The organism is Phytoactinopolyspora mesophila (assembly GCF_010122465.1).
Taxonomy (GTDB): domain Bacteria; phylum Actinomycetota; class Actinomycetes; order Jiangellales; family Jiangellaceae; genus Phytoactinopolyspora; species Phytoactinopolyspora mesophila.
Genome location: NZ_WLZY01000002.1, coordinates 27,631 through 43,795, shown reverse-complemented (window position 1 = coordinate 43,795; position 16,165 = coordinate 27,631). Strand labels below are relative to the sequence as shown.

Annotated in this window: 13 protein-coding genes; 8 read left to right on the top strand and 5 right to left on the bottom strand. The window is 67.2% G+C overall.

The features are described from left to right. Window positions 1-180: 180 nt before the first annotated feature. The 4 genes from F7O44_RS06455 to F7O44_RS06440 form a co-directional block, all read right to left on the bottom strand. Window positions 181-1,083 (bottom strand): DegV family protein, encoded by a 903-nt coding sequence (locus F7O44_RS06455; RefSeq protein WP_162449425.1) that lies wholly within the window; start codon window positions 1,081-1,083, stop codon window positions 181-183. Window positions 1,084-1,092: 9 nt separating this feature from the next. Then, the gene (gene leuS / locus F7O44_RS06450; protein WP_162449424.1) at window positions 1,093-3,978 is read right to left on the bottom strand and encodes a leucine--tRNA ligase; all 2,886 of its coding nucleotides are present in this window, start codon (window positions 3,976-3,978) and stop codon (window positions 1,093-1,095) included. 188 nt (window positions 3,979-4,166) lie between these two features. Continuing rightward, on the bottom strand, window positions 4,167-4,730 hold the full coding sequence (locus F7O44_RS06445; protein WP_222851130.1) for a Uma2 family endonuclease: 564 nt from the start codon (window positions 4,728-4,730) through the stop codon (window positions 4,167-4,169). A gap of 106 nt (window positions 4,731-4,836) precedes the next feature. Next, complete coding sequence (locus F7O44_RS06440) at window positions 4,837-5,625, bottom strand: vitamin K epoxide reductase family protein (protein ID WP_222851129.1); 789 nt, start codon at window positions 5,623-5,625, stop codon at window positions 4,837-4,839. Window positions 5,626-5,769: 144 nt separating this feature from the next. Here F7O44_RS06440 and F7O44_RS06435 point away from each other — a divergent pair, with 144 nt between their 5' ends. Genes F7O44_RS06435 through F7O44_RS06420 form a run of 4 tightly spaced genes read left to right on the top strand, consistent with a single transcriptional unit; the run spans window position 5,770 to window position 8,931 of the window. Beyond that, window positions 5,770-6,543 carry a DUF4129 domain-containing protein gene (locus F7O44_RS06435; RefSeq protein WP_162449422.1) on the top strand — a complete coding sequence of 258 codons (774 nt, stop codon included), beginning with the start codon at window positions 5,770-5,772 and terminating at the stop codon, window positions 6,541-6,543. Further along, on the top strand, window positions 6,540-7,052 hold the full coding sequence (locus F7O44_RS06430; protein WP_162449421.1) for a hypothetical protein: 513 nt from the start codon (window positions 6,540-6,542) through the stop codon (window positions 7,050-7,052). The genes F7O44_RS06435 and F7O44_RS06430 overlap by 4 nt, the downstream gene beginning before the upstream one ends. After that, a complete protein-coding gene (locus F7O44_RS06425; protein WP_162449420.1) occupies window positions 7,049-8,434 on the top strand; it encodes a DUF58 domain-containing protein in 1,386 nt (461 codons plus the stop codon). Before F7O44_RS06430 ends, F7O44_RS06425 begins: the two co-directional genes overlap by 4 nt. Further along, window positions 8,431-8,931: a hypothetical protein gene (locus F7O44_RS06420; protein WP_162449419.1), complete on the top strand. Its 501-nt coding sequence runs from the start codon at window positions 8,431-8,433 to the stop codon at window positions 8,929-8,931. The genes F7O44_RS06425 and F7O44_RS06420 overlap by 4 nt, the downstream gene beginning before the upstream one ends. 479 nt (window positions 8,932-9,410) lie before the next feature. Here F7O44_RS06420 and F7O44_RS06415 read toward each other — a convergent pair whose 3' ends face one another. Continuing rightward, a complete protein-coding gene (locus F7O44_RS06415) occupies window positions 9,411-11,048 on the bottom strand; it encodes an MDR family MFS transporter (RefSeq protein ID WP_222851128.1) in 1,638 nt (545 codons plus the stop codon). Between the two features lie 177 nt (window positions 11,049-11,225). Here F7O44_RS06415 and F7O44_RS06410 point away from each other — a divergent pair, with 177 nt between their 5' ends. The 4 genes from F7O44_RS06410 (at window position 11,226) to F7O44_RS06395 (ending at window position 16,031) form a co-directional block, all read left to right on the top strand. Next, the gene (locus F7O44_RS06410) at window positions 11,226-11,972 is read left to right on the top strand and encodes a histidine phosphatase family protein (protein WP_162449418.1); all 747 of its coding nucleotides are present in this window, start codon (window positions 11,226-11,228) and stop codon (window positions 11,970-11,972) included. Further along, window positions 11,969-12,739, top strand: a complete 771-nt coding sequence (locus F7O44_RS06405) for an endonuclease/exonuclease/phosphatase family protein (RefSeq protein WP_162449417.1) — start codon at window positions 11,969-11,971, stop codon at window positions 12,737-12,739. The genes F7O44_RS06410 and F7O44_RS06405 overlap by 4 nt, the downstream gene beginning before the upstream one ends. 180 nt (window positions 12,740-12,919) lie before the next feature. Beyond that, window positions 12,920-14,461, top strand: coding sequence for an ABC transporter substrate-binding protein (locus F7O44_RS06400; RefSeq protein ID WP_162449416.1), 1,542 nt, complete (start codon window positions 12,920-12,922; stop codon window positions 14,459-14,461). Beyond that, a complete protein-coding gene (locus F7O44_RS06395; protein ID WP_162449415.1) occupies window positions 14,454-16,031 on the top strand; it encodes an ABC transporter substrate-binding protein in 1,578 nt (525 codons plus the stop codon). Before F7O44_RS06400 ends, F7O44_RS06395 begins: the two co-directional genes overlap by 8 nt. The last annotated feature ends 134 nt before the right edge of the window (window positions 16,032-16,165 follow it).

Below are 16,165 nucleotides of genomic sequence, written 5' to 3'. Positions count from 1 at the left end.
GGCGCCGAGCCAGTGGTTACCGACGAGTTGTGGACAACTCAGTCACGCCCAGGCCGACCGCTGTGGACAACCCTCACCTGGCGCACCCCACGACTCGGTGATCGTCAGTGCGTTGTGGCTGCTGGCGGGTGATCGTCAGTGCGTTGTGGTGGTTGGGCAGCAGCCACAACGCACTGACGATCACCGGGGGTAGGGAAGGCGATGGCCCACGGGGCTGACCACGACGGCCAGCATTCCGGGCCCGGTGTGCGCACCGATCACCGCGCCCACTTCGGAGACCACGAGGTCATCGATCGCGGTCAACCGGCCGGACAGCCGGCTCGCCAGCGCCTCCGCTCGCGCGGCGTTGTCGAGGTGATGAACGGCGATGTTCACCTCGGCGGTCCCGGCCCGCTCCACCGCTAGGTCCTCGAGTCTGGCCACTGCTTTCGCAGCGGTGCGGACCTTCTCCAGCGGCTTGATCAGGCCGCCGTCCAGATACAGCAACGGTTTGATCGCCAGGGCGGTGCCGAGCATCGCCGACGCCGGGCCGATCCGGCCACCGCGACGCAGGTACTCGAGAGTATCGACGTAGAAGAACGCCGACGAACGCCGCGTCGTAGCGGTCGCGGCCGCTACGACGTCATGGCTGGACGAGCCCCGGCGCGCGGCCGCCGCCGCGGCCAGCACGGCAAATCCCAATCCCATGCCGATCGACTCCGAGTCGACCACCTCGACCGGCACCGTCGCTTCTTCGGCGGCAAGCCTGGCGGCGTCGACCGTTCCGGAAAGCCCTCCGGACAGGTGGACCGAGACGATGTGGTCCGCACCCTGCTCCGCCACCTGCCGATAGGTGTCGAGTAACGCCTGCGGGGTGGGCCGCGAGGTACTGACCTTGGCGTGCCCGCGCAACGCCGCGGCCACCTCCTGCGGACCGATTCCGGCGCCTTCGACGCGCGGTACGCCGTCGATCACGACATGCAGCGGCACCACGTGCACGCCGAATTCGGCAGCAAGGTCTGGGGCGAGATATGCGGTGGAGTCGGTCACCACCGCGACCCTGCCGGGCGACGAGCTCCCGGACTGTCCGGTGCGACGCTCCATCGGACGCGATCAGGCCGGCACGATGTTGACCAGCTTCGGTGCCCGGACGATCACCTTTCGCACCCCGCGACCGGCCAGCGCCCGCTCTACCGCCTCGGAGGACAGCGCCAGCTGCTCCAGGGTGGCGTCGTCTGCCGACGGCGGCACCTGCAGCCGGTCACGGACCTTCCCGGCAACCTGCACAACACACGTGACCGTCTCTTCGACCAGCATGGCCTCGTCCGCCTGTGGGAACGGCGCATGCGCCACCGAGCCGGTATGGCCCAGCCGGGACCACAGCTCTTCGGCCAGGTGGGGAGCGACCGGCGCAACCATCAGGACCAGAGCCTCGGCAGCCTCGCGCGGCACGTGTTCCAGTTTGGTCAGATGGTTGTTCAGTTCGATCAGGCGGGAGATGGCGGTGTTGAACCGCAAGTTCGCCATGTCGGTGCGTACCGCGTGGATAGTCCGGTGCACGGCGCGCCGGGTTTCTTCGGTGGCTGGGCCGTCGACGACGATGACCTCACCGGTCTGCTCGCTGATGACATTGCGCCACAGCCGCTGCAGGAACCTCAGGGAGCCGACGACGGCGCGTGTCTCCCACGGCCTGGACACGTCCAACGGCCCCATCGACATCTCGTACACCCGGAACGTGTCCGCACCGTAAGCGGCGTACATGTCGTCCGGGGTGACGATGTTCTTCAGGCTCTTGCCCATCTTGCCGTACTCGCGGTTGACCGGCTCGCCGTTGTAGACGTACGACGACACAGGCTCGGCCTCGACTTCCACGACGTCCTCGGCCGGCACGTACTGGCCCCGCGCGTCGGTGTAGGCGTAGGCCTGGATGTAGCCCTGGTTGAACAGCCGGTAGTACGGCTCTTCGCTGGAGACATAACCCAGGTCGAACAGGACCTTGTGCCAGAAGCGCGCGTACAGCAGGTGCAGCACCGCATGCTCGACGCCGCCGATGTACAGGTCGACGCCGCCGGGGTCGTTGGCGCCGCGGTCAGGCTGCGGCCCCATCCAGTACTGCTCGATCTGTGGATCAACCACCTGCTCGGTGTTGGTGGGATCCAGGTAGCGCAGGTGGTACCAGCAGGAGCCGGCCCAGTTCGGCATGGTGTTCGTGTCGCGGCGATACCGTTTCGGGCCGTCGCCCAGGTCCAGTTCCACCTCGACCCACTCGGGCACCCGGGCCAGTGGCGGCTCCGGCTCGGTGTCCGCGGCGTCCGGTGCGTACGTCTTCGGCGAGTAGTCCGGCACATCCGGCAGTTCGACCGGCAGCTGCTCGTCGGGAATGGCGATCGGCAGGTCGTGCTCGTCGTAGACGACGGGGAAGGGCTCGCCCCAATAACGCTGCCTACTGAACAGCCAGTCCCGCAAGCGGTACGTGACGGTCCCGGTGCCCAGCCCCTTGGACTCCAGCCAGGCGATGATGGCGCTCTTGGCTTCGGCGACGTTCAGACCATCCAACGAGATCTCGTCATTGGCGGAGTTGATCGCCGGTCCTTCACCGATGTACGCCTCACCGTCGAATCCTTCCGGAGGCTGAACGGTCCGGATGATCGGCAGGTCGAAACGCTCGGCATACTCCCAGTCGCGCTCGTCCTGGCCCGGGACGGCCATGATCGCTCCGGTTCCATACCCCATCAGGACGTAGTCGGCGACGAAGACCGGTATCTGCTGGCCCGTAGCCGGGTTGGTCGCGAACGAGCCGGTGAAAACGCCGGTCTTGTCCCGGCCCTCCGTCTGCCGTTCCACTTCGGTCTTCGCGGCCGCTTGCTGGCGGTATTCGGCGACCGCCGCACCCGGTGTCTCGTGCCCGCCCGTCCAGGCCTGCTTGGTGCCCTCCGGCCACACCGTTGTGGTCAGCTCCTCGACCAGCGGGTGTTCCGGAGCCAGCACCATGAACGTGGCGCCGAACAGGGTGTCCGGACGGGTGGTGAAGACCTCCAGGTCCCCCGCGGACGTGGCGAACCGGACCGCGGCGCCCTCGGAGCGGCCGATCCAGTTGCGCTGCATGATTTTGATCTTCTCCGGCCAATCGATGCGATCCAGGTCGTCGATCAGCCGGTCGGAGTAAGCCGTGATACGCATCATCCACTGCCGCAGCCGGCGCTTGAAGACCGGGAAGTTGCCCCGCTCGCTGCGCCCGTCGGCGGTGACCTCCTCGTTGGCCAGCACGGTGCCCAGACCGGGGCACCAGTTGACCGGCGATTCCGAGACGTAGGCCAGGCGGTGATCGTCGACGACGCGCCGACGCTCCACGGTGTTCAGCTCAGCCCACGGGCGGCCGTCGGGGGTGGGCCGCGCGCCGGATTCGAACTCCGCGATCAGCTCGCTGATGGGTCGCGCCCGCCCACGCCCGCCGTCCGCCTCGGCGTCGTACCACGAGTTGAAGATCTGCAGGAAGATCCATTGCGTCCACCGCATATAGGCGGGATCGATCGTGGCGAACGAGCGCCGGGGATCGTGTGCCAGGCCCAGTCTGCGCAACTGGCGGCGCATGTTGGTGATGTTCTCTTCGGTGGTCTTGCGTGGATGCTGCCCGGTCTGGACGGCGTACTGCTCGGCCGGCAGGCCGAAGGCGTCGTAGGCCAGCGCGTGCAGGACGTTGTCCCCACACATCCGCCGGAACCGTCCGGTCACGTCGGTGGCGATGTAGCCCAGCGGATGCCCGACGTGCAGGCCCGCACCCGACGGGTACGGGAACATGTCCATCAGGAAGAACTTCTTCTTCCGCTCCGCGCCCGACCCCGGCGTGGCCAGCTCACCCGCTGGGTTAGGGGTGTGGAAGGTGCCCTCGGTCTCCCAGTGGTCCTGCCAGCGCTGCTCGATGTCGGCGGCCATCTCGCTGGTATACCGGTGCGGCGCCTCAGCAGGCTGCTCGCTCGTGCTCTGGTCCGTCTGAGTCATCGAATTGGCTTCCCTCGTCGTATGTAGTGCTCGGGCCTGGACGTCAAAAAGCCCCTCACCGCAGGAGGGGCTAGCCGCGCCGACACGACGCCTGAAGGCGCCCGCTACTTGACGTCAGCGCGGCCCGATAAGGAGCAACAGACCTCGCACGCCTCTTAGGTTATCGCAAACGATCGGCTCGCACACCGTCACCGACGGGGAACGAGGTCGGCCACCGCCACTGCCGCCCAGCCGAGTCCGGGTGCGCTCACAGTATCTCCAGGCGTGAAGACGCCTGTCTCGATGTAATTCTCATCGCCCAATCGGAACGTATGTACCTCGACATCCGGAGTGATCTCCACCCGCCAGAAGTGTGGAATCCGCGCCTCCGCGTATTCGCGCGGCTTCACTTTCCGGTCGGTCGACTCAGAGCCTGGACTGACAACCTCGACGGCCAGCTCTACCTCTGATGGGCTGTAGCTGCTGCGCATGCCGTCTCCATAAGCCGTCGCGGTCACTACCACGACGTCCGGATTACGCCGCAGCAGATCTTGCAGGTAGATCTCCTGCACACCAACAACTTCAAGAGACGATGGCACCCGCCGTTCGAGCTCACTGATGAGCCTGTGCGCAACCTTCTCGTGCCGCCCGGAAGGCGTCGCCATCATGTGGACTACTCCATCCACGAGCTCACGGAACCTGTTCTCAGGCAGGGCGTCATACTCTTCCGGTTTCAGAACAGTACCGATCACGTCCTCAAGTGCGATCGCCATCATCCACCTCCTGCCCCGGCCGTTGCCACGCGATAGGTCGAGATCGTCTGACCGGAATCGCCTGTCTCACAACATTAGCGTGTTCCACGTCAGAGGTCGCGCGTCGTCAGAACACCAGGTCCCAGCGGTCCCAGAACTCCACCGCGATGAAGATCGCGATGCCGAGCAACCACACCATGGTGATCAGGCCGCGATTGCCGACGATCGCCCGCCGTACACCGGCCGGCGCCGGCAGATGCCGCTCGGACAGCACATACCCCGTCGTATACACGAACGTGGGGATGGTGGCCAGCCACACCACCATGCAATAGGGGCACAACGCGCCGATCACGTACACACTCTGGGTGAACAGCCAGGTGACAAAGACAGCGCCCAGCACAGTGCCGCCCCAGAGCCCGAGCCACATCCATCGCGGCGGGCGCATACCAGCCAGCAGCATCACGCCGAAGGTGATCACCACCGGAAAAGCCGCGACACCGATGAACGGGTTGGGGAAGCCGAACAACGAGCCCTGCCAGCTTTCCATGACTTGACCGCAGCTGATCAGCGGGTTGAAGCTGCACGACGGCACGTAGTCCGGATCGCCGGCCACCAGGACCCGCTCGATCGAGAGCGCACCGGAGCCGAGCAGCCCGACCAGACCACCGATCACCAGCAGCCAGCCCATCACCAGCCCGGACGCCCGCCGCTCGACCGGCGCGACATCGTCGAGCAGGTCGGCGTCATCGAGGAGGTCGGCGTCGTCCAGCGCCTCGTCCTCCGCCACGGCACCGGCATCAACCTCGGTGGACACCGTGGCCGATGCCTCGAGCGTCGCATCGGGCCCGAGAGCCGTGTCCGGCTCAGCCAGCGTCGCCTCACGCGGCTGTTTGCCGGCTGGTATCTGTGTGGTCATCACTCCACCTGATCACTGTGTGCGGCGTTCATCACGGCCACCCTAGCCATGCTCACCGCACTACTAACGTACTTCATCTTCGCCGAGTGCCCACGTGCGTCGGCAGGACGCGCCGGCCGAGCCAGATGTGCCAGTATCGTCATTGTGGGACAACCCGGGCGCGACCACAAGGACGACGCGGCGACCAGCCGCGGCACCGATCACCGCATCGGGCGCCGGTTGCCGGCCATCGCTGTCCTCATGGCCGCGGCGTTGCTCGTCGTCGCCATCGCCGGGATGGGCCGGATGGAGGTCGTCACGCCGGAATGGCAGGGCGGGCAGAGCACCCCGGTGCCGCTGCCGCCCCCGACGGCCGAACCCGACGACCCATACGCTGAGTGGCTCGAAGAGCTCGAAAGCGACTACACGCCACGGGAGATCAACATCCCGTGGAACGCGGCGTTGGCTGTGCTGATCGCGGTGCTCGCCGCCGTCATCGCCTTCATCGTCCGGCGGATGCCCAAAGGGTTCCTTTCCCGGCAGCGGCGCAACGTCGTCGGCGGCCACCTGGACGAGTTTCCCGACCACGTCGACGAGCTCCGCAAAGCCGTCCGGACCGCGAGCAGTGCCCTGGATGCGCAGCATGCCAGCGGGAGCGACGCCGTCATCGAGGCATGGCTCGGGCTCGAGGCGGCCGCCGAGGCATCCGGTGTGCCGCGCCGGCGTTCCCAGACACCGAGCGAGTTCACCGCCGGTCTGCTGCGCCAATACCACGCCGATGAGACGGCGACCCTGTTGCTTCGCGACTTGTACCACCGTGCGCGTTTCGCCGCCGATCCGAACATGTCCGCCCGCGACGTCGAGGCGGCCCGCACCGCACTGGCAGCTATCTTGCGGACGCTGCGTCCGCTCGACCACGACACGGTGGACGCGCCATGAAACGCTGGTACATCCTCGGTCCGGGCGCTGGGGCGGCCGTCGGGCTCATCGCCTTCGCGGTCGGGGTGCAGGGGTGGCGTCCGGTTCTGATGGGCATCGTCGTCGCTGGCGTTGCCGTCTGGGCGCCCAGATACTGGCCAGAGGGAGCGCATCTGCCCTGGCCAAGGACGGCGAACCGGCTGCGCAGCGGGGGGTCCAGCCAGGTGGCACGGCTGGCGAGCCGGCTCGGGCAGCAGGCTCGGTCGGGCCGAATTCCCGACCCCAGCCTCCAGCACCGGTTACAGAGGCTGGCCGCGGTCAAGATGCACCGGCTCGGGGTGGTGTGGGACGACGTCCGTGGCCCTGAACTTCTCGGTCACGATGTGCACACAGTGCTGCGCTCCGAGAGCTTCCAACCAGACCTTCCGACCATCGAGCGGATCGTGCGGGCGATCGAGCAGCTGGACGCCGCCGGCGGTGCGACCGCGGCCCGAAACAAGCCGTCCCATCAGCGTGCGGGGCCGGAATGAGCTGGCTGTCGAAGCGCCGGTACTGGATCCCCACCCCGGCATACAGCCGGGCCGTCGCGCTTCCGGTGGTGCTGACCGGCTTCGCGCTCGTGCTGGGGCGCACCGAGCTGTTGCTGCTCGGGGTGCCGTTGGCGCTCGGCGCCGCGCTCGCGCACGGCCGCCACAGCGCGCTGGCCCGGGCATGGACCGGTGAGTCCGGCCTCGGCGCTCCACCGGAGGTCCGCGTCATCGGCCCCGAGCGGCTGGATTCCGGTCACCGGGCGAAGCTCGCCACCAGCCTCGCGCCGTCGTCCGGGCAGTTCGTCACCGTTATCCTGCCGCCCACCATTCAGGACGGCGACGGTGAGCGCGTGGCGGTCCAGGCGCCGGGACGTGACCACGAGCCCCGCCAGATCGTGACCGAGATGGAGATCACCACCTGGGGCACCCACGTGCTCGCCCGTCCCACCCATCTGGTTGCGGCCGACGACGCGCTCTGGGTGGCCGGCCCCACCGAAGGTGCCCCGTTCACGGCCAAGGTGCTGCCGGCGATCACCTCGCGGCTTCCGTCCGGCGCCCTGCCCCCGCGGCCGGCCGGAATGGTCGGCGCGCACCGCACCCGGCGCCCGGGAGAGGGCACCGAACTGCATGAGATCTCTCCATTCGTGCCCGGCGACCGGCTGCGTCGAATCGACTGGCGGGTCACCTCCCGCCAATCCGGCGTCGACGAACAGCTGTACACCCGGCGTACGCTCGTCGATGCCGACGCCGATGTGATGTGCTGCCTGGACAACCGGTACGACCTCTCCGCCGATGTGGCCCAATGGTCGGCGTCCAGCGAGGTGACACCACGCGAGGCCCGCGACCACGGTTCCCGGACCAGCATCGATCTCGCCGTCGACACCGTGTCGTCCATCGCGGCCGCGTACTTGGCCCACGGAGACCGGGTCGGCATGATCGACCTGTCCAACCCGGCCACACTCGTGCGCCCGGCCAGCGGAAGCCGGCATCTGATCCGGCTGCGCAATCATCTGGCCCGGCACACCCGCCGGCCGAGCTCCGGTGACCTGGCCCGGCTCGCGCGCCGGATCCCGGCCTTCCCGCCGGGTTCGATCATCGTGGTCACCTCCGTCTTCTTCGACGACGACATCGTCGACGTGGCGGCCGGCTGGCGGCGGGCGGGCCACCCGGTGCTGGCTGCCGACGTTCTACCGGAACCATTGCGGGTGCCGTCGAAGAACCGGGAGATGGCTGTGGCCCTACGTATCGTGCTCGCCGAACGGGACGAACGGCTGGCGGCACTGACCGCACAGGGGGTCACCGTCACCCCGGCCGACCCTGGTCAGCTCGCCCTGAACCTGGCCCGCCTCGCCCGGGCGCCAAGAAGGAGCCGGCACCGATGAACGATCCTGCTGCCCTCCCGGGCACCACCGGCAGCCCGCCGGCCACCGAATCGGAGCCGGGCGGCCCTTCGAGGCTGCCCGGGTCCGGCACTGTCGGCACGACGATCCCCGCCTGGTCGCTACGAATGCTGCTCGGGCTCACCTGTGCCGCCACCATCGCGATCATGACGTTATGGGCCGATCCGAACGCGGCGATGCTGGTGATGCTGGCGTTGTCCGCAGCCGCGACCGTGGTCCGGCCCGCCTCACACTCCGCCACCGTGTTCCTCGGATTCGCCGCCTTCACCGTGCTCGTCACCGACCCGGGGTTGTCGGTGTGGACCGCCGGCGCGGTCCTGAGCGTGCACGCGACGCACAGCACGGCAGCGCTTGCCGCGGTGCTCCCGTGGGACACCGACGTCGAGGCCGCCGCTCTGGTGCCGTCCTTACGCCGGTTCGCCGTGGTGCAGGCCGCGAGTCAGTCGCTCGTCGCCCTGGCCCTGCTGATCGTCCCCTGACAACCGTCGTGGTTCACACGACAATCTTCACAACCGGTGTGTCCCCACTCGTGTGAAGCCCGACCGCCCACAGCCGCATGGTTTGGCACGACGATCTTCACAACCCCCGAATACGGCCCCGGCGGCCGTCGTGGTTCACACGACAATCTTCACAACCGGTGTGTCCCCACTCGTGTGAAGCCCGACCGCCCACAGCCGCATGGTTTGGCACGACGATCTTCACAACCCCCGAATACGGCCCCGGCGGCCGTCGTGGTTCACACGGCGATCTTCACAACCGGCGACACCCCAGCACGGACGCGCCGCGGCAGTGGTCGTGAAGATCGTCGTGCGGACCACGCCGGACGATCCAAGCCCCACCACCCGCCGAGACATGAAAGGTCACAGCACAGCCGGGCGCCCACCGCTCCCCCCGACGACCCCACCCCCAAGTGGTCTCTCATGGACACATGCCACAAGAGCACCAGAGGACCCGACGATCAGCGCGGAGTGTGTGTGCTGTCTCCGGAGGAGGGGGCGGCGCCCGGCGCGGGTTCGTTTCCTGCGGGCGGGACAGCGCCGGCCGCAGGCACCGCCGACGCACCGGTCAGAGGAGACGCGTCGTCGCGAGTGCCCAGCCGGATTTCCGGGATGATGATGGCCGCCACCAGCGCGATCGCGAGGAATGGCAGCGCTGTGAGGAACACGTTGCCCAAGGCGTTGACCCATGCTTCGGTCACCGCCGCTCGTGCGTCGTCCGGCAGCGCCTGGATCGCCTGGACGTTGCTGGCCACGTTGGCCTCGTCGAATCCCTCCGGCGCGACCAAGGCCGGCGCGTCACGCAGGTGGTGTGCCAGGCGGGCGTTGAGCACGGCGCCGAAGACGGCCGTTCCCAGTGCTCCACCCAGCGACCGGAAGAACGTGATACTCGACGTCGCGACGCCCATGTCGGCACGGTCGACGGCATTCTGCGCGATCGTCACGAGAATCTGCATCGTGAACCCGAGTCCGAAGCCGAACAGGAAGACGTAGAGGCCCACCTGCCAGTACGGAGTAGATGTGCCAAGGGTCGACAACAGGAACATCGCGATGGCGGTGATCACCACGCCGAGAATGGGAAACACCTTGTACCGGCCGGTCCGGGTCATCAGCTGCCCGGATCCGATCGAGCTCGTGAAGATCCCGACCATGGCGGGAAGCATCGCCAGACCGGACTCCGTCGGCGACATGCCCTGCACCACCTGCATGTAGATGGGCAGGTAGATCAGGCCGCCGAACATCGCGATGCCCATGATCAGGGTGAAGACCACGGCCGGGCTGAAGACACGTCCCCGGAAGAGCCGCAGCGGGATGATGGGTTCCTTGGCGCGCGACTCCCACCAGACGAACACCAGCGCCAGCACCACGCCCGATCCGAGCAGGGTGAGCGAGAAAGAGTCGCCCCACCCGAATTCGCCGCCAGCCCACGCGGTGTAAAGGAGGATCGAGCTGACGGCGGCCACAACGAGAGCGGCTCCGAAGTAGTCGATGGTGTGTTCTCGGCGGACTTTCGGCATCCTCAGCGCCAGCGACGTCACCACCAGTGCGGCCACACCCACCGGCAGGTTGATCCAGAAGATCCATCGCCAGCCCGGCCCGTCGGTGAACCATCCGCCCAGAAGGGGACCCGCGACGCTTGCCGACCCCCAGACGATACCGAAGTAGCCCTGGTAACGGCCGCGTTCCCGGGGTGGGATGACATCGCCGACGATGGCCAGGGCCAGGGCGATCAGGCCTCCCCCGCCCAGACCCTGTACCGCCCGGCCGCCGATCAGCATCCCCATGCTGTCCGCCAGCGCCGCGACCGTCGACCCAACGATGAAGATCACGATCGCGGCTTGGAACGTCGGCCGGCGTCCATAGAGATCGGAGATCTTCCCCCACAGGGGCGTGGAGGCCGTCGTCGTCAGCAGATATGCGGTGACCACCCACGAAAGGTGGTTCAGGCCACCCAGCTCGCTGACGATGCGCGGCAAGGCGACACCGAGAATGCTCTGGTCCAGCGCGGCCAGAAACATCCCGGCCATCAAACCGCCGAGAACGATCAGTATTTGCCTGTGCGTCAGGAAGCCATCGGAGTCAGGCTTCTGTGTATGCACAAATTCAGTTAACACCAAGATGGGTGCATCACGCAACTAATTATCGTGCCCCTCCTTCCGTTGATCATGAACACTTGTTGACGGTATTGGTCACTTAGCGTTCATGATCATGAGGCGGTTTGCAGATGACGAAACCCTGTTGCCGGGCCACGCACAGCCCGTGGGAGGCTGGCAGCCGTGAGTGGACGATGGGCGGTCGACGAGCCGCAATTCGAGACCTGGCGAGAAGCACAACTCATTCTGATCCGGCACGGTGAATCCCACTGGAACGCCGAGGGCAGAGTGCAAGGGCAACTCGGCACCGGGCTGACTCCCCTGGGTCACACCCAAGCGGCGGCAGTGAGCCGGCATCTGCATGCCACCTATCCCAAGCCGGCGCTGGTGTTCAGCAGCGATCTCGAACGGGTCATGCAAACCTCAGCGCCGTATCTGTCCCGCACCGGCTACCCGGTCGAACTCGACAAACGGCTACGAGAGATCGACTGCGGCGCGTGGAGCGGCCTGCTCAGGGAAGACGTCCTCGAGCGTTTCCCCGAGGAGATCGCCGCCATCCAGGCCGGCGAGGACGTCCGCCGGGGCGGCGGCGAGAACTTCGCCGCCATGCGCGCCCGCGTCGGTGAGGCGCTACGCGACATCGCCGAGCTGACCGTGCGCGGGATTCCGCCCGAGAACACGGCGACGGCGCTCGTCTTCACCCACGGCGGCCCGGTCCGGGTCGCCACCGCGGAGGCACTTGACCTACCTCCCGACGGACACCGCCTGCTCGAGCCACCCGACAACTGCTCGGTCACGATCCTGAACATGACCGTCGACCCGGACGGGGAAGTCACCGCCATCCGCCTGGGCGGTTACAACAGCGTGTTCTTCTCCAGCGTCGACGCAACCACCCACAGCGCCGATGCCGTCGGGGAACGCCAGCCATGAGACCGTTCACGTTCGTCGCGATGACCTACAACATCTGGGGTGGGCACCGGCTCACCGAACGCACCCGGGCTCTGCAGTCTCTGTTCAAGCTCCGCGAGCCGGACGTGTTCGGTGTGCAGGAGCTGCAGCCGGAGTCACGGGTAGTCCTCGACGACGCCCTGCCCGAGCATTCCCGTGTCGAAGACGACTTTCCCGGGTGGGCCACGCAGAGCAACATCTGGTGGCGCGACGACGTGTTCACCCTCGAGGACTACGGCGCGGAAGACATCGGCATCCGCTCCGAACATGCTCGGCTGTTCTGGGTCCGGCTCCGTCCGTCCGGCACCGGAGATCTCCCGTCGCTGCTGTTCAGTACGGCGCACCTGACGTGGCCGGGCCACCCCCAGGAACGCGTCGACGATGTCAACCCGAGAGTGGGACAGGCGCGCCAGGCGGTCGCCGTGCTGAATCGGCTCGCACCCGATGGCCCGTGTCTGTTCACCGGTGACATGAACGACTACGCGCGGCCGCTATGGCCGCTGCGAGAGGCGGGTTTCACGGACTCGTTCACCGCCCTGGGCACCACGTCGCCCCCCACACACCCGGTCTTTCCCCTCGTCGAGCCCGGCCAAGGCTGGGCACCCGCCGAATCACCGCAGAAGGCCATCGACTGGCTCTTCCACCGCGGCCCGCTTCGCCCACGTTGCAGCGAAGTCGTGGAGTTCTTCTTCGAAGGCCAGGCGCCCTCCGACCACAAGCCTGTGACCGCGACATACACCCTGCGGTAGCACCGGCGGCCGGCCGGCATCGCTGCGCCTGCCGCACTGTTTTGCACAGGGCGAAACGTCATTGTTCTCCGCACACACCGGACGGTTAGCTCGGGAGCAGCCGCTCACGATCCCGGCGGTTCCGGCCGGGATCCTCGAGCACTCGCATGCTTCCAGCGCTGATCCGAAAGGGAGAACGCCATGACCGCCAACCGAACAGGGCCACCGCGAGGCCGCATGAGCAGGGTCGCGGGCACGGTATTGGCCGCGGGTTTCGTTCTCGCGGCCTGCGGTGGCGCCGACGACGCGGCACCTCAGGGCGAGTCCCCGCAGGTGCTGCGGGTCGCCACGAGTGTCGCCCCGGTGTCGCTGGATCCACACGGCGAGCAGTCCGCGGAGTCGGCGCTGCAGGGCGTCGTTCAGCACCTGCTCGACCCGATGGTCCGGCTCGACTCCGGCGAGTTCATCCCGGTCCTCGCCGAGTCGTGGGAGAACCCCGACGAACTGACGTGGGTGTTCCACCTGCGCGACGACGCCGTGTTCCACGACGGCTCCCCGCTCACCGCCGCCGATGTCAAGGCCTCCGCCGAGCGCCTGATCGAGCTCGACGGTCCGCTAGCCCCGCTCTGGGCCGACGTCGACAAGATCGAGGCCACCGACGACCACACCGTCACGATCAGCACGAAAGAGCCTTTGGGCACAGTGCTCAGCTCGGCGTCGTTGCTCTTCATCGGACCGGCGGACAAGATCGGCGACGACGGTTTCTGGCAGCAGCCGATCGGCAGCGGCCCGTTCGAGTTCGACACATTCGTGCCCGACGAGCGCGTCACCATGGCTCGCAACGACGACTACTGGGGCGGCCCGGCACAACTCGACCGGCTCGAGTTCATCTACATACCGGAGATCTCCGGGCGGCTCACCGCACTGCAGACCGGTGAGGTGGACCTCACCACCGGCGTCCCACCGGACCAGGTATCGCAGATCGAGGACAGCGACGACATCGATTTCGAGACGGTGCCGAGTTACACGTACTACTTCAACTGGTTCAACGCCCAGGAAGAACCGTTCGACGACGTCCGGGTCCGGCGGGCGATGTGGCACGCGCTGAACATCGAGGGGGCGGTGGACGACCTCTTCGGCGACATCGCCCAGGTGGCGCAGGCTCCCATTCCACAGGACGTCTTCGGCGCACCTCAGCTCACGCCCTACGAGTACGACCCGGAGCTGGCCCGTCAGCTGCTGACCGAGGCCGGATACCCCGACGGCTTCGAGACCACGTTGCAGTGGCCGCGGGAGCAAGGCGCCAACATCCGCCCGCTGGCGCAGTCGTTCATCTCGGACTGGGCGGAGATCGGCGTCGCCGTCGAGCCGCTGGAGAAGGAACGCGCCCAGTGGATCGACGATCTCAACGCGCTGAACTGGGCCATGAACCTGCAGACCAACAGCGTCGGCACCGGCGACGCCGACTACACACTCGGCCGGCTGTACACCTGTGAGGCGAACCGGAACGGCTACTGCAACGACGAACTCGATGAGCTGCTCAGCTCGGCCCGCCGGGCGTTGGATCCGGACGAGCGGGTCGACTTCTACGCCCAGGCCGCCCAGATCATCTGGGATGAGGCGGTTGGTGCCTTCCCGATGGACCTGACCACCAACGTCGCGCAACGCCAGCACGTCGAGGGCTTCACATTGAACCCCAACGGCCGCCCCTACTTCCACCAGGTGTCGGTCTCCGATGAATAACTACGCGGCACGTTACCGTCGTGGTATCACGGAGAGGACAGTCGTCACGAGCACACGCTTTCGCGGCCGGATCGTGCTGGCCGGTGTCTGCGCACTGGTGCTGGCCTCGTGTGGTGGCGACGGAGGTGGCGGCGCCGGGGGCGAAGCCGAGCAGGTCTTCCGCTACGCCGACGGGCTCTTCCCGGTCTCGCTCGATACCCACCAGTACCCGGCGGAGGAAGCCGTGCAGACTGCCGTGCAGCAGGTCCTCGAGCCGCTCGTGCGGCTCGAGGACGGCGAGCCGGTCCCGGTCCTGGCGCAGTCCTGGGAGAACACCGACGAGACCACCTGGGTGTTCCATCTGCGCGACGACGTCGAGTTCACCGACGGCTCGCCCCTGACCGCCGATGATGTCAAGGCCTCGGCGGAGCGGCTGATCGACATGGAGGGTCCGCTCGCTCCCCTGTGGGCGCCGGTGGAATCGATCGAGGCGACGGACGACTCGACCGTCACCTTCCACACCTCCCAGCCGCTGGGCACCCTGCCCAGCACGCTGTCGCTGCTGTTCATCGGACCGGCCGGGCAGATCGACGACGACGCGTACTGGCAGCAGCCCGTCGGCACCGGACCATTCACCGTCGATCGATTCGTGCCCGACGACCGCGTCCTCCTGGAGCGCAACGACGGCTACTGGGGCGACGCCGCGATCCTCGACCGCGTGGAGATCATCAACATCCCGGAGGAATCCAGCCGGATCACCGCGCTGCACACCGGCGAGATTGACGCTATGTCACGGATCCCACCGGACCAGATCGGCAAGGTGGACGGAGAGTCCGGGATCGTCTACGAGACGGGACCGAGCTTCACGTACTACTTCATCTGGTTCAACGGGCACGAGGAGCCGCTCGACGACGTCCGGGTACGCCAGGCGATGTGGCATGCGGTCAATGTCGAAGGCGTCGTCGCTGACCTGTTCGGGGATCTCGCGACCCTCGCCCAGGCGCCGATCACTCAGGCGGTTTTCGGCGCCCCGGCGCTTGAACACTACGCGTACGACCCTGGCCGGGCGCGGCAACTGCTGGCGGAGGCCGGGTATCCGGACGGCATCGATCTTTCCATCCAGTGGCCGCGTGAAGGCGGGCCGAATATTCGCGGCCTGGCTCAGGCGTTCATCTCCGACTGGGCGGACGTCGGCGTCAATGTGGAGCCTCTGGAGAAGGAACGGGCCCAGTGGCTCGAGGATTTCGGCAACATGAACTGGGATCTGAACCTGCAGACCAACGCGACGGGCACCGGCGACGCCGACTTCACCCTCGGTCGGCTGTACACCTGCGAGGCGGACCGGATGGGGTACTGCAACGAAGATCTCGACGACGCGCTGGCGCGGGCCCGCGCTTCCCTCGACCCGGCCGAGCGTGAGGCGTTGTATCTGGAGGCCGCGCGCTACATCTGGGACGACGCCGTCGGCATCTTCCCAGCCGACCTCGCCAACAACACCGCCTACCGGGAGCACGTCCAAGGCTTCGAGCTCCCACCGAACGGGCGGCCCGACTTCTCGACTGTCGCCATCACCAATCCTCCTTCCAGGTGATCGTCAGTACGTTGTGGCTACGATTTGGTGATCGTCAGGGCGTTGTGGTCGCAGGCCGACAACCACAACGTACTGACGATCACCGAGACGGGGAGGGTGTTGACCAGATCGGTCCGCAATGAGGCATGATGGTG